At 73.4% G+C, this 13,848-nt stretch carries 12 protein-coding genes; 8 read left to right on the top strand and 4 right to left on the bottom strand.

What is annotated here, in order from left to right:
- Positions 1-68: 68 nt before the first annotated feature.
- Together ACFY0I_RS14480 and ACFY0I_RS14485 are read right to left on the bottom strand one after the other, a co-directional pair.
- On the bottom strand, positions 69-1,286 hold the full coding sequence (locus ACFY0I_RS14480; protein WP_388894541.1) for an ROK family protein: 1,218 nt from the start codon (positions 1,284-1,286) through the stop codon (positions 69-71).
- 153 nt (positions 1,287-1,439) lie between these two features.
- Positions 1,440-2,510 carry a mechanosensitive ion channel family protein gene (locus ACFY0I_RS14485; RefSeq protein ID WP_388894545.1) on the bottom strand — a complete coding sequence of 357 codons (1,071 nt, stop codon included), beginning with the start codon at positions 2,508-2,510 and terminating at the stop codon, positions 1,440-1,442.
- A gap of 261 nt (positions 2,511-2,771) precedes the next feature.
- Here ACFY0I_RS14485 and ACFY0I_RS14490 point away from each other — a divergent pair, with 261 nt between their 5' ends.
- From ACFY0I_RS14490 to ACFY0I_RS14505, 4 genes are all read left to right on the top strand, one after another.
- Positions 2,772-3,308, top strand: coding sequence for an HNH endonuclease (locus tag ACFY0I_RS14490; protein WP_388894548.1), 537 nt, complete (start codon positions 2,772-2,774; stop codon positions 3,306-3,308).
- A 301-nt stretch (positions 3,309-3,609) separates the two neighbouring features.
- Positions 3,610-3,933: a hypothetical protein gene (locus tag ACFY0I_RS14495; protein WP_388894551.1), complete on the top strand. Its 324-nt coding sequence runs from the start codon at positions 3,610-3,612 to the stop codon at positions 3,931-3,933.
- Positions 3,934-3,944: 11 nt separating this feature from the next.
- Positions 3,945-5,984, top strand: coding sequence for a 4-alpha-glucanotransferase (locus ACFY0I_RS14500; protein WP_388894554.1), 2,040 nt, complete (start codon positions 3,945-3,947; stop codon positions 5,982-5,984).
- A 20-nt stretch (positions 5,985-6,004) separates the two neighbouring features.
- Positions 6,005-6,238, top strand: a complete 234-nt coding sequence (locus tag ACFY0I_RS14505; protein ID WP_281208351.1) for a hypothetical protein — start codon at positions 6,005-6,007, stop codon at positions 6,236-6,238.
- A gap of 98 nt (positions 6,239-6,336) precedes the next feature.
- Here the strand turns inward: ACFY0I_RS14505 and ACFY0I_RS14510 are convergent, their stop codons facing one another.
- A complete protein-coding gene (locus ACFY0I_RS14510) occupies positions 6,337-6,834 on the bottom strand; it encodes a MarR family winged helix-turn-helix transcriptional regulator (protein WP_388894557.1) in 498 nt (165 codons plus the stop codon).
- A gap of 103 nt (positions 6,835-6,937) precedes the next feature.
- Between ACFY0I_RS14510 and ACFY0I_RS14515 the strand changes: the two genes are divergently transcribed.
- The 4 genes from ACFY0I_RS14515 (at position 6,938) to ACFY0I_RS14530 (ending at position 11,207) form a co-directional block, all read left to right on the top strand.
- Positions 6,938-8,230, top strand: a complete 1,293-nt coding sequence (locus ACFY0I_RS14515) for an MFS transporter (RefSeq protein ID WP_388894560.1) — start codon at positions 6,938-6,940, stop codon at positions 8,228-8,230.
- A 53-nt stretch (positions 8,231-8,283) separates the two neighbouring features.
- Positions 8,284-9,225, top strand: a complete 942-nt coding sequence (locus tag ACFY0I_RS14520) for an EamA family transporter (RefSeq protein ID WP_388894563.1) — start codon at positions 8,284-8,286, stop codon at positions 9,223-9,225.
- Between the two features lie 133 nt (positions 9,226-9,358).
- A complete protein-coding gene (locus tag ACFY0I_RS14525) occupies positions 9,359-10,258 on the top strand; it encodes a DMT family transporter (protein ID WP_388895317.1) in 900 nt (299 codons plus the stop codon).
- 10 nt (positions 10,259-10,268) lie between these two features.
- Positions 10,269-11,207 carry a LysR family transcriptional regulator gene (locus tag ACFY0I_RS14530; RefSeq protein WP_388894566.1) on the top strand — a complete coding sequence of 313 codons (939 nt, stop codon included), beginning with the start codon at positions 10,269-10,271 and terminating at the stop codon, positions 11,205-11,207.
- A 49-nt stretch (positions 11,208-11,256) separates the two neighbouring features.
- On the opposite strand, the gene pepN is transcribed toward ACFY0I_RS14530, so the two are convergent.
- Complete coding sequence (gene pepN, locus ACFY0I_RS14535) at positions 11,257-13,848, bottom strand: aminopeptidase N (RefSeq protein WP_388894569.1); 2,592 nt, start codon at positions 13,846-13,848, stop codon at positions 11,257-11,259.

Genomic DNA, 13,848 nt, shown 5'->3' on the forward strand with positions numbered 1-13,848 from the left:
GTGCCAGGGAGGGGATCGGGGGGCCTGGGGGGAGGGAGGGGCGCCGGGGGCGGACGGGGCGGGGCGCTCTAGCGGGAGGTGTCGAACACTTCCTCGCGGGCGGCGGCCAGGGCACTCTCCAGGGCGCCCCGCAGGACGGGCCGTTCGCGGACCTCGCCGGTCACGAGGCGGGGCCGGGAGGGCGCCAGCTCGGCCAGCTCGGTCTCCAGCAGCGTGCGCAGGGGGTCGCCGCCCGCGGTGATCACGGCCCCGGACAGCACCACGATCTCCGGGTCGAGGACGGCGACCAGCGAGGCGAGACCGGTCGCGAGGACGGTGGCGTACGAGCGCAGGAAGTCCAGGTTCGCCCCATGGGGCGCGGCGGCGGCCCGCTCCAGCAGGGCGACGCCGACGGCGACCTGCGGCCCGTGCGGGGCGTCCGGCGCGGGCTGCGGCGGGGTGTCGATGCCGAGTTCGGCGGCGAGCCGGGGCAGCACCTGTACGCCGGCCAGCTCCTGGTACCCACCGGTGTTGGCCCGGGTCACCTGGCGGACGAGCGGGTGCCCGGAGACGGGCAGGAAGCCGACCTCGCCCGCGCCGCCGGTCCAGCCGCGGTGCAGCCTCCCGCCCAGGACCAGGGCGGCGCCGAGTCCCTCCTCGTTCCACAGCAGGACGAAGTCCTCGTGCCCGCGGGCCGCGCCGAGCCGCTGTTCGGCGACCGCGGCGAGGTTGACGTCGTTCTCGTACTCGACGGGCACCGGCAGCGCCGCCGCCAGTTCGTCGAGCAGGGTGGGGGAGTGCCAGCCGGGCAGGTGACTGGCGTACCGCAACTGGCCGGTCTGCGGATCGAAGGCGCCCGGGGTGGCGATGACCAGCCGGTGCAGGCCGTCCGGGCCGATCCCGGCGGCGCGCACGGCGCCGTCGAGGGCCCGGGTGACCTGCTCCACGGCGCCGGCGCCCTCGGTGTAGGGGAGTTCGAAGCTGCCCGTCACCGTGCCCGTCAGGTCGGCCACCGCGGCGAGCACCCGTTCCGGGGTGACGTCGAGTCCGCCGACGTGCGCGGCGCGGCCGTTGAGGGCGTAGAGCTGGGCGCTGGGGCCGGGGCGGCCGCCGTCGGTTCCGGTGGCCACGACCAGGCCGGCGCTCTCCAGGCGGGCCAGCAGCTGGGAGGCGGTCGGCTTGGACAACCCGGTCAGCTGCCCGATCCGGGTCCGGGACAGCGGGCCGTGCGTCAGCAGCAGCTCCAGGGCGGCGCGGTCGTTCATGGCGCGCAGCAGGCTGGGCGTTCCGGGCGTGGCGGCGGGCATGGCGCGGTCTCTCCTCCACGAGGTGAACTGTTAGGTAAGTTTCCTATTGGGTTCCGAGCCGTGTCAATGCCGCTGCCCCGCCGGAAGGGGACCGGCGGGGCAGCGGCGCGGGCGCGAGCCCGGACGTAAGGGAAGTACGGGGAGCTACGGGAGCTACTTGGTGATCCTCGGCGATCCCGATCCCGACTGCGGCGGGATCGGGGCGGTCGCCAGGGACTGCGGCGAGGTCGGGTTCGACAGGGCGGACGGCGCGGCGACGGAGGCCGACGGATCCGCGGCCTCCTCGGCCTCGTCGGCGATCGGGAGGCCGCCGATGATCTTGATGCCCGCCGCGTCGAAGGCCTCCTTGATGCGCCACCGCAGCTCGCGCTCGACGGAGAACTGCTGACCCGGCATGGTCTTCGCCGAGACCGCCACCGTCATGGACGCCAGCAGCACCTCGTCCAGGCCCAGCACCTCCACCGGGCCCCACAGGCGCTCGTCCCACGGGGACTCCTTGGCCAGCGAGTCGGCGACCTCCTGGACCACCTCACGGATGTGCGCGAGGTTCTCCGAGGGCTTGACCTGCACGTCCACGGCGGCGGTGGCCCAGCCCTGGCTGAGGTTGCCGATCCGCTTGATCTCACCGTTGCGGACGTACCAGATCTCCCCGTTGTCGCCGCGCAGCTTCGTCACGCGCAGTCCGACCTCGATCACCTCGCCGGAGGCCACCCCGGCGTCGATCTTGTCGCCGACGCCGTACTGGTCCTCCATGATCATGAACACACCGGACAGGAAGTCCGTCACCAGGTTCCGCGCACCGAAACCGATGGCCACACCGGCCACACCGGCACTCGCCAGCAGCGGGGCCAGGTCGATCTTCAGCGCGGCCAGCACCATCAGCGCGGCCGTGCCCAGGATCAGGAACGAGGCCACCGAACGCAGCACCGAACCGATGGCCTCCGACCGCTGCCGGCGCCGCTCCGCGTTGACGAGGAGCCCGCCGAGCGCCGTACCCTCCACCGCCTCGGCGCTGCTGTTCATCCGGCTTATGAGCTTGGTCAGCGCCTTGCGGACCACCGAACGCAGGGCCGCGGCTATCACCACGATCAGCAGGATGCGCAGGCCGATGCTCAGCCAGGTGGCCCAGTTCTCCTCGATGAAGCTCGCGGCATTGGTCACGCTCTCGGCGGCATCGTCGGTGGTGGTCGCTGCCAACGGGAGCAGAGTGGCGGGCGAGGGCACGGCGGGAACCTCCAGGCATAGCGGCCTGCCCGCGGAACGGGGTGTGCGGGCAGACCAACCACACTAACGGGGCACGAGCCCGACCCCGTTGCCGTGTTCGAGGGAGAGACGGGACTCACCTGGGGATGAAGGCGGTGTGGTTGAAAACACCTCGGACCCGTTACGGGCGCGTGGTGGCGCTTCGACCAGCCGTAAGGGGAGACTGGAGAGCAGATCGTCCCGGCGCGAGCCACGCGCCGCCGGCGTACAAGGAGGCAGTCCGTGCCGCACGTCCTGGTCCTCAACGCGTCGTACGAGCCGCTCGGCGTCGTACCGCTCCGACGCGCGCTCGTCCTCGTCCTGGAGAACAAAGCGATCTCCCTGGAAGAATCGGGCGCCTTTCTGCACAGCGCGACCAGAGCAGTCCCCGCGCCCAGCGTGGTCCGACTCAAGCGCTTCGTGCGGGTCCCCTACCGGGGGCCCGTTCCGCTCACCCGGCGCGCGCTCTTCGCCCGCGACGGCGGCCGGTGCATGTACTGCGGGGCCGTCGCCACCAGCGTCGACCACGTCATCCCGCGCAGCCGGGGCGGCCAACACCAGTGGGACAACGTCGTCGCCGCCTGCCGCCGCTGCAACCACGTCAAGGCCGACCGGCACCTGCTGGAGCTGGGCTGGCGGCTTCGCCACCAGCCCGCCCCGCCGTCCGGACTGGCCTGGCGGATCATCGGTACGGGCCACCGGGACCCCCGGTGGATGCCCTATCTCCAGCCGTACGGCGCCGACGACGCGCTGGAACGCATCGGGGTCGCGGCGTCGTAGGGCCGGCCGCCCGCCTCCGCCGGCCGCCCTGCTCGCTCCCCTCCTCCTGCCACCTGGGGCCGGCGCCCCGCCGAGGGGTCGCCGCCCGCCCCCGAGCTGCACGGAGCCCGCCCGTCCCGGACCGCTCCCGCACCCGGGAACGGGCCCGGATCGGACGCCCGCGCGGTGCGGTCCGCAGGGGTCGTGGGGCGGTCTGACCTGGATCCGCCAGGAATGCGGGCCCGCCGACTGGGTATGGCTGCGTTGTCCGCCGGTGTGTTGCATGGGTGGGTCCGACGATCCCGCGCAAAGGAGTGCTCTCGTGAACGCCCGTACCAAGTCCACCGTTCCCCCCGCCCGCCTTCCGCGCCCCGCCACCCGCTCCACCCGGCCCGCGGCGCCCGACCCGGCCGTCCCCGCATCGGCGGGTCCGACCTCCGAACCCGCCGACCCGACCGCTCCCGACCCCAAGGCACCGCTGGCCCACCTGCCCGCCCCGAGCTGGCCGGAGGATCGGCCCCTCGTCGGCGAGCAGCCGCCGGAGGGATCCGCATGCGCGCCGCTGACCAGCGAATCCCCGCTCATGGAGGGGCTCCCGTTGACCAGCGAGCCGAATCTCCCCGCCACGATCGTCGCGGGCTACTAGACAGGACACCGATGGACGACCTCGACCGGCTCGCGGCCCTGCACGGCGTCGCCACGACCTACCAGCCGGCCGAGGACGTCACCGTCCCCGTGCCCGAGGTCACCGTCAGGGCCGTCCTCGGCCTGATCGGCGTACCCGTGGACACCCCCCAGGACGTCCGGGCGATGGCCGACGAGGACGAACGGGAGCGGGCCGGACGGGCGCTGCCCCCCACGCTGGTGCTCTGGCAGGGCGAGACCGTCCCGCCGCCGCTGACCGCGCTCCCCGCCGGCACCCGGATCCGGGTGGATCCGGAGGAGGGGCCCGAACCCCTCGTGTGGGAGGCCGGCGCCGGGCAGCCGCCGCGCGGGCTGGCCTCCGGGCAGCCCGCGGAACTGCCCCTCGGGGTGCATCGCCTCACCGCCGAGCTGCCCGACGGGCACGCGGCCGCGGCCACCCTGATCGTCGCCCCGGAGCGTGCCCCGGCCGGGCCCGCCCGGGCCCACGGACTGCTCGTCCAGCTGTACTCCCTGCTCTCGGAACGCTCCTGGGGCATGGGCGACCTCGGCGACCTGACGGAGCTCGCCCGCTGGGCCGCCCGCACCCACGGCGCCGACTTCATCCAGGTCAACCCGCTGCACGCGGCCGTCCCCGGCACCCCGACCGACCCGTCCCCCTACCGGCCCTCCTCGCGCCGCTTCCCCGACCCGGTGCACCTGCGGATCGAGGACGTCCCCGAGTACGCCGACTGCCCGGACCGCGCCGCCCTCGCCGAACTGGCCGGCCGCGGCGCGGAGCTGCGCCGGGAGGTGCTGGAGAAGGGGACCCTGATCGACCGGGATGCCGTCTGGGCCCTCAAGCGCGCCGCCCTGGAACTGCTGTACACCGTCCCGCGCAGCCCCGCCCGGGAGGCGGGCTACGGGGAGTTCCGCGCGGAGCAGGGGGCCCACCTCGACGAGCACGCCGCCTGGTGCGCGGTCGCGGCCGGGGAGGACCCCGAGGAGCGCGGCGACTTCCACCGCTGGCTGGTCTGGCTGACGGACACCCAGCTGACCGCCGCCCAGCGGGCCGCCCGGGAGGCCGGGATGACGGTCGGCATCGTGCACGACCTGGCCGTCGGCGTGCACCCCGACGGCTCGGACGCCGGCGCGGGCCCCTTCCACGCCCGCCACATCAGCGTCGGAGCCCCGCCGGACGCCTTCAACGCGCGGGGCCAGGACTGGGGGTTGCCGCCGTGGCGGCCCGACGCGCTGGAGGGCACCGCGTACGCCCCCTTCCGGGCCCTGCTGCGCGGGCTGTTCCGGTACGCGGGGGCCGTCCGCATCGACCACGTCATGGGTCTGTTCCGGCTGTGGTGGATCCCGGAGGGGGCCCCGCCCGCCGAGGGCACGTACGTCTCCTACGACGGCGAGGCGATGCTGGCCGTCCTGGTGCTGGAGGCCCACCGGGCGGGAACCCTGGTGGTCGGCGAGGACCTCGGGACGGTGGAGCCGCGCGTGCGCCGGGCGCTGGCCCGGCGCGGGATCCTCGGCACCTCGGTGCTGTGGTTCGAACGGGACTGGGAGGGCGACGGGGAGCCGCTGGACCCCGAGGAGTGGCGGGCCGACTGCCTGGCCACCGTCACGACCCACGACCTGCCGCCCACCGCCGCCAAACTGGCCGGGGAGCACGTCGAACTGCGGGACCGGCTCGGCCTGCTGACCCGTCCGTTGGAGGTGGAGAAGGCCGAGGACGCCGCCGACACCGCCCGTTGGCTGGAGGTGCTGGAGCGGCTGGGCCTGACGACCGAACACGAGGAGGCGGCCGTCCGCTCCCTGTACGCCTTCCTGCTGCGCACGCCCGCCCGGCTGGTCGGCGTGTGGCTGCCGGACGCGGTGGGGGACCGGCGGCCGCAGAACCTGCCGGGCACCTGGGACCAGTACCCCAACTGGAGGCTGCCGGTCGCCGACGCGTCGGGCCGGCCGCTGACGCTGGAGGAGCTGACCGCCTCGCCCCGGGCGAACGCCCTGTTGAGCGCGGTGCGGGAAGGGGCGGGGACCCGTACGGCACCCCCGGGCGCGCGGCCGCTGTAGGTGTTCGCTACGTTTGCACCGTGGACAAGAAGAACGCTCTGCGCGCCGGCGCCATCACGGCCGGAACGACGCTGATGATGCTGCTGATGACGTCTCCCGCCCTCGCGCTGACCCCCGACGACGGTGACGACCCGGGCCCCAAGCTGAGCATCGCCGAGACGCTCGGCCTGTTCGTGGCCGCGCCGATCGTGCTGTTCCTGGTCATCGCGGGTCTGGTGATGGTCGGCGACAAGTCGCGCAAGACCCAGGCCTGACCGACCGGGCAGGTCCCATCTTCATACTTCCGGGGCGCCGGAGGTCCGTACGGCCGCCGTAGGGCGGCCGTGGCGCGACCTCCGGCGCCCCGTCGTGTCTACGGCACGTCGGCCATGAGCTTGCGCAGCAGGGCGGTCAGCTGCTCGACCTCCTCGCCGTCGAGGCCGGCCAGGGCGGCGCGCTGGACCTCCAGGCCGGCGGTGACCGCCTCGTCGATCAGGGCGAGCCCGCGGTCGCTGATCGTGACCTGGAGCCCCCGCCGGTCGTGCGGATCGGGGCTGCGGCCCAGCAGCCCGGCCTTCTCCAGCTTGTCCAGGCGCCCGGTCATGCCGCCCGTCGTGAGCATCAGCGTGGCGGACAGCTGGCGCGGCGAGAGCGTGTACGGGGCGCCTGAGCGGCGCAGCGTGGCGACGACGTCGAACTCCCCGCGGGAGATCCCGTAGCGGTTGTAGGTCCGTTCCATCGCGTCGCCCATGGCTTTGGTGATCCGGTACATCCGCCCGAAGACGGCCATGGGGGCCGTGTCCAGGTCGGGGCGCACCGCGTACCACTGGGCGGCGATGGCGTCCACGGCGTCCTTGTTGGCCTCGGTCATATCGGCAGTATCCGGTTCCGCTTCCTCGTTCGCAAGAAAGTTGCTTGACGGAAAGTGGCTTAGTGCTAAGCTACTTTCAAGTGACCTACTTGGGGGAGAAGTCGTGCTGAAGGTACTGCGGGGTCCGGCGGAAACCAGGGTGGCCGGGGAACGCTCCCTCCTCACGGGCGTCGGGATCAGCGCGGTCGGGATCGGGATGTACATCCCGTTCTCCCTCGTGTTCTTCCACCACGTCACCGGCCTCTCCTTCACGCTCGTCGGGCTGGTGCTCACCGTCACCGGGCTGGTCGGACTGGCCTTCATGCCGCTGGCCGGCTCCGCCGTGGACCGGTTCGGCGCCCGCAGGGTCAACCTGGTGCTCTACGCGGTGCGGGCCCTCGGCTTCGCCCTGTACCCCTTCGCGGGATCGCCGGCCGCCTTCGCGGCCGTGGCTCTGGTGACCGCCCTCGCCGACCGCTCCTTCCCCGTCGTCCAGCAGTCCCTCATCGGGGAGGTGGCCCGCGGCGGCGCCCGCGACCGCCTCCAGGCCTCCGTACGGGCCCTGCAGAACGCGGGCATGGGCGCCGGCGCCCTGCTCGTCTCCGGGGTGCTCGCGCTCTGGGGGACCGGCGGATTCCAGTACACCGCCTGGGGCAACGCCCTGGCCTTCGCCCTCGCCGGACTCCTCGTCGCCCGGGTCCGACCCGTGCGCGACGCCGAAGCGCCGGACGCCGCGGAGGGGCCCGTCGTCGGGTACCGGACGGTGCTGCGCGACCGCGCCTTCCTCGGGCTGACCGCCGCCAACTTCCTGACGGCGCTGGGCTACGCGGCCCTGTCCGTCCTCTTCCCCCTCTACATTTCCACCTGGCTGCGCGGGCCCGACTCCCTCACCGGGGCCGCCTTCACCGTCAACACCGTGCTGTGCGCCGGGATCGGCGTCCTGATCGCCGGTCGGGTCCGCCGCTCCGGAGCCCGCCGCACCCGCTCCGCCGCCCTCGGCGCCCTGCTCTTCGCCGCCGCCTTCGTCGCCCAGATCGTGCTCGGCACCCTGCGCCCCGGGCAGACCGCCACGATGGTGGCCCTGCTCGCCATCGTCGTCGTCTACACCCTCGGCGAACTCGTGCACAGCCCCTCGGGCGGCGCGCTGTCCGTCTCGGCCGCCCCCGAAGCCGTCCGGGGCCGCTACCTGGCCACCTACCAGCTGTCGTACGCGCTGGCCACTGCCCTGGCCCCGTCCCTGTTCACCGTCCTGCTCGCGGTCGACGGCCGGCTGCCCTGGGCCGTCCTCGCCGTCGCCGCCCTCGGCGCCGCGCTGGCGCTGGTCCTGCTGGAGCGGCACCTGCCGGCCGAAGCCGTGCACGCCACCCCGCCGACACCCGTCACCGCACCCGTTCCGGCCGTCGCCGTCGCCGCCTGAGCCACCGCCGCCCGGTCCGTTCCCACGTTTCCTCACCCGTTCGAGGAGTCCCCGTGAACCGCCTGACCACCACGCTCCTGACCGCCCTGGCCCCCATCTCCTGGGGTTCGACGTACTTCGTCGCCAGCGAACTCCTGCCGCCCGACCGACCCCTGTTCACCGGGGCCATGCGGGCCCTGCCCGCCGGACTGCTCCTCATCGCCCTCTCCCGGACCCTGCCCAAGGGCGAGTGGTGGTGGAAGTCAGCCGTCCTCGGCACGCTCAACATCGGCGCCTTCTTCCCGCTGCTCTTCCTCTCCGCCTACCGGCTGCCGGGCGGCGTCGCCGCCGTACTGGGCTCCGCCGGCCCGCTGTTCGTCGTCGGACTCGCCGCCCTGCTGCTCGGCGAGCGGGCCAGGCCGCGGACCGTCCTCGCCGCCGTGGCCGCCGCGTTCGGCGTGAGCATGGTGGTGCTGACCGCCGAGGCGGAGCTCGACCTGATCGGCGTCATCGCGGGCGTGGTCTCCTCCGCCTCCATGGGCGCCGGCACCGTGATGACCAAGCGCTGGGGGCGGCCCGAGGGCGTCGGCCCGCTGGCCATGACCGGCTGGCAGCTCACCGCGGGCGGGCTGGTCATCATCCCGATCGCGGCCCTGATCGAGGGGGCGCCGCCCGCCCTCGACGGCAAGGCCTTCCTCGGATACGGCTACATGATGCTGATCAACACCGGCATCGCCTACTGGCTCTGGTTCCGCGGCATCGGCCGGCTCAGCGCCACCTCCGTCACCCTGCTCGGCCCGCTGTCCCCCCTCACCGCCGCCATCATCGGCTGGGCCGCGCTCGGCCAGGCCCTCTCGCCCGTCCAGCTGGCGGGCATGGCCATCGCCTTCGGCGCCACCGTCATCGGACAGCTGCCGGGGCGCCCGCCTCGGGCCCCGCAGAAAACGTTCAGTTCTGCTGAAGGTATCGATCGAAATGTTTCGATGGACCTGAGTAATGCGGAGGTGCGACGGTAGGTCCACGACAGACCCGACCCAGACCCCGAGGGGGAGAGACCACGTGAGCGTCACGGACCAGGTCCGCACCGACCGGCAGGCCCGGCGAGCCCAGCGGGCCCAGCAGGCCCAGCAGGAGCGTCAGGGCCGGCAGGTGCCGCAGCGGCCCGGCGCCCGGAGCGGCAAGGGCGCCGCCGCCGGCATCGGTCTCCTCCTCGCCCTGGTCGCGACGGTCGTCTGGTCCGGCAGCTTCGTCGCCACCCGGGGCATGGCCGACACCGTCCCGCCCGTCCAGGCCGTCTTCTGGCGGTGGATCATCGCCGCCGTCGCGGTCGCCCCGTTCGCCGCCCGGCAGGCCTGGCGGCAGCGGGCCCTGCTGCGCGAGCACCTCGGCTACGTCGGCCTCGCCACCCTCTTCGGCGTCACGCTCTACAACACCCTCGTCCACCAGGCCGGACTGACCACCTCCGCCTCCAACATGGGCATGATCATGGCGGCCTCGCCCGTCATCATGGCCCTCTACTCCCGCCTCGGCGGCGAACGGCTCGGCGCCCGGCGCACCTTCGGCCTGCTGCTCGCCGCGTTCGGCGTCCTGCTCCTCGTCGGCGACGGCTCGATCGGCTTCGACTTCGGCGCCGGCGACCTGTGGATGTTCGGCGCCGCCCTGTCCTTCGCCACCTACAGCGCCCTGCTCAAGCGCAAGCCCGCCGAGATCGGCCAACTCGCCTTCCTGTTCGCCACCTTCGTCCTCGGCGCGCTGATGCTGGCCCCCGCCTACGCCGTCTCCCTCGCCGTCCAGGGCGGCTTCGAGGTCACCCCCGGCTCGGCCGGACAACTGCTGTACGTCGGCGTCTTCTCCTCGGCCGTCGCCTTCTTCGCCTGGAACAAGGCCGTCTCGGTGATCGGCGCGGCCCGGGCGGGCGTCGTCTACTACCTCCAGCCCGTGTGCGTCGCCGGACTCGGCTTCCTGCTCCTCGGGGAACACACCGGCCCCGCGCAGCTGCTCTGCATGGCGCTGATCCTGGGCGGCGTGGGACTGGGTGCCCGCCGGTAGGTTCGGTCCCATGACCGAGTGGGACATCAAGAAGCTGCGGATCCTGCGGACCCTGGCCGACCGGGGGACCGTGACCGCCACGGCCGAGGCGCTGCACATGACGCCCTCGGCCGTCTCGCAGCAGCTGACCAACCTCGCCCGGCAGTTGGGGGTGCCACTGCTGGAGGCCCAGGGCCGGCGGGTCCGGCTCACCGACGCCGCCCACCTGGTCCTGAGGCACACCGAGGCCGTCTTCGCGCAACTGGAACGGGCCGACGCCGAACTCGCCGGGTACCTGTCCGGGGAGGCCGGCGAGGTGCGGATCGGGGCCTTCTCCACCGCCGTGCCCGTCCTGGTCGTCCCCGCCGTCGCCGCCCTGCGGCGCACCCACCCGGGGGTGGAGGTACGGATCCGCGAGACCGAGGCCGCCGAGTCGTACGAGCTGCTGACCGCCGGGGCGGTGGACCTCGCGCTGTCGCTGGCCGCGCACGCGCCCGGCGCCCGCGACCCCCGTTTCAGCCGGGTCACGCTGCTGGAGGACCCCCTCGACGTGGCCCTGCCGCCCGGGCACCCGTTGACCGCCGCGCCCGCGCTGCGGCTGGCCGACCTGTCCGGGGAGCGCTGGATCTACGGGGGCAGCGGCCCCTGGTCGGAGATCACCCGCAACGCCTGCGAGGCCGCCGGGTTCGTCCCCGAGCAGGCCCACTCGGCCTCCGGCTGGACCGCGATCCTGGCCATGGTGGAGGCCGGCATGGGCGTGGCGCTCGTCCCGCGCATGGTCACAGGCCGGGCCGCGGGGGTCACCGTACGGGTCCTGGCCCACGACCGGCCCGCCCGGCACGTCATCGCCGCGCTGCGCCGGGGCTCCGAGTCGGCGCCCGCCGTGTCCCGCGTCCTCACCGCCCTGCGCGAGACCGCGGCCACGCTGCGCCGAACCGGGTCCGGAAGCGATCCGGCCCCCGCCCGGTGATCGGGGCGGGGGCCGGGTCGCTTCCGGGTCCCCGGGGACGGGGACCGGGTCAGATGGCGGCGGCGCCGGCCGCCGCGTCGGCCTCCTGGGCCTTCAGGGCGCGCTCGACGCCCGACCGGGCCTCCGACACCAGCCGGCGCAGGCCCGCGTTCGGCTCGGCCGAGGCCAGCCACGCGTCCGTGGTGTCCAGGGTCTCCTGGGAGACCTGGAGCGACGGGTAAAGGCCGACCGCGATCTGCTGGGCGATCTCGTGGCTGCGGGTGTCCCAGACCTCCTTGACCGCGGCGAAGTACTTCGCCGTGTACGGGGCGAGCAGCTCGCGCTGGTCGGTCTGGACGAAGCCGCCGATCACGGCCTCCTGCACCGCGTTCGGCAGGTCGCCGGACTCGACCACCGAGGCCCACGCCGCGGCCTTGGCCTCCGCCGTCGGGCGCGCGGCCCGGGCGGTCGCCGCGTGGCGCTCGCCCGCGGCCGTCGCGTCCCGCGTCAGCTCGGCGTCGATCGCCGCCTCCCCGACGACGCCGGTCGCCACCAGGCGCTCCAGGAACGCCCACCGCAGCTCGGTGTCCACGACCAGGCCCTCGAGCTCGGCCGTACCGTCCAGCAGCGCCGCCAGGTACGTCAGCTGTCCCTCGGTGCGGGCCGTCGCCGCGAAGGCGCGGGCCCACGCCAGCTGGTGGTCGCTGCCCGGCTCGGCGCCGCGCAGGTGCTCCAGCGTGGCCTCCGTCCAGGTGGCGAGGCCCTGCTCGCGCCACGCCGGGTCGGCGTACAGCTCGACGGCCAGCTTCACCTGGCGGTGCAGCGACTGCACGACGCCGATGTCCGACTCCTTGCCGATGCCCGACAGCACCAGCGCGAGGTAGTCGCGGGTCGCGAGTTCGCCGTCGCGGGTCATGTCCCAGGCGGAGGCCCAGCACAGGGCGCGCGGCAGCGACTCCGTGAAGTCGCCCAGGTGGGCGGTCACGTTGGCGAGGGACACCTCGTCCAGGCGGACCTTCGCGTACGACAGGTCGTCGTCGTTGAGCAGGACGACCGCCGGACGGGTCCGGCCCACCAGCTCCGGCACCGGCGTGAGGCCGCCGTCGATGTCCAGCTCGATCCGGTCCGTGCGCACGAGCGCGCCGTCGCGCAGGTCGTACAGGCCGACCGCGATGCGGTGCGGACGCAGCACCGGCTCGCCCTTCGCGCCCGCGGGGAGCGCCGGGGCCTCCTGGCGGATCGCGAAGGCGGTGATGACGCCCTGCGCGTCCGTCTCGACCTCCGGCCGCAGGACGTTGATGCCGGCCGTCTCCAGCCACGCCTTCGACCAGGCCGTCAGGTCGCGGCCCGAGGTCTCCTCCAGGGCGCCCAGCAGGTCCGACAGACGGGTGTTGCCGAAGGCGTGCGCCTTGAAGTAGGCCTGCACGCCCTTGAAGAAGGCGTCCGTGCCGACGTAAGCGACGAGTTGCTTGAGCACCGAGGCGCCCTTGGCGTACGTGATGCCGTCGAAGTTGACCAGGACGTCGTCCAGGTCACGGATGTCCGCCATGATCGGGTGCGTGGACGGCAGCTGGTCCTGCCGGTACGCCCACGTCTTCATGGAGTTGGCGAAGGTGGTCCACGCGTGCGGCCACTTCGAGCCCTCGGCGTCCGCCTGGCAGGCGATCGAGGTGTAGGTGGCGAACGACTCGTTCAGCCACAGGTCGTTCCACCACTCCATCGTGACGAGGTCGCCGAACCACATGTGGGCGAGCTCGTGCAGGATGGTCTCCGCGCGCACCTCGTACGCCGCATCCGTCACCTTCGAACGGAAGACGTACTGGTCGCGGATGGTGACCGCGCCCGCGTTCTCCATGGCGCCCGCGTTGAACTCCGGCACGAAGAGCTGGTCGTACTTCGCGAACGGGTAGTCGTAGGCGAACTTCTCCTGGAACCAGTCGAAGCCCTGCCGGGTGACGTCGAAGATCTCGTCCGCGTCGAGGAACTCGGCGAGCGAGGGGCGGCAGTAGATGCCCAGCGGCACGGACTGGCCGTCCTTGCCCTCGTACGAGCTGTGCACCGCGTGGTACGGGCCCACGATCAGCGCCGTGATGTACGAGGAGATCCGCGGGGTCGGCTCGAAGGCCCACACCCGGTCCTTGACGTCGGCGGCGTCCGGAGTCGGCGAGTTCGAGATGACCGTCCAGCCCTCGGGGGCCGTCACGGTGAACTGGAACGTGGCCTTCAGATCGGGCTGCTCGAAGCTGGCGAACACGCGCCGCGCGTCCGGAACCTCGAACTGGGTGTAGAGGTAGGCCTGCTGGTCGACCGGGTCGACGAAGCGGTGCAGGCCCTCCCCGGTGTTGGTGTAGGCGCAGTCGGCGACGACGCGCAGCTCGTTGTCCCCGGCGGCGAGGTGGTGCAGCGCGATCCGGGAGTCCCGGAAGACGGCGGCCACGTCCAGCGACTTGCCGTTCAGGACGACCTCGTGCACGGCGGGCGCGACGAGGTCGATGAAGGTCTCGGCGCCGGCCTCGGCGGACCGGAAGCGCACGGTGGTCACGGACGGGTAGGTACCGCCCTCCTGCGCACCGCTGAGGTCGAGTTCGACCTCGTACGAGTCGACGGTGAGCAGCGCCGCGCGCTGCTGAGCCTCTTCACGGGTGAGATTCGTGCCAGGCAC

The organism is Streptomyces sp. NPDC001568, assembly GCF_042893755.1.
GTDB lineage: Bacteria > Actinomycetota > Actinomycetes > Streptomycetales > Streptomycetaceae > Streptomyces.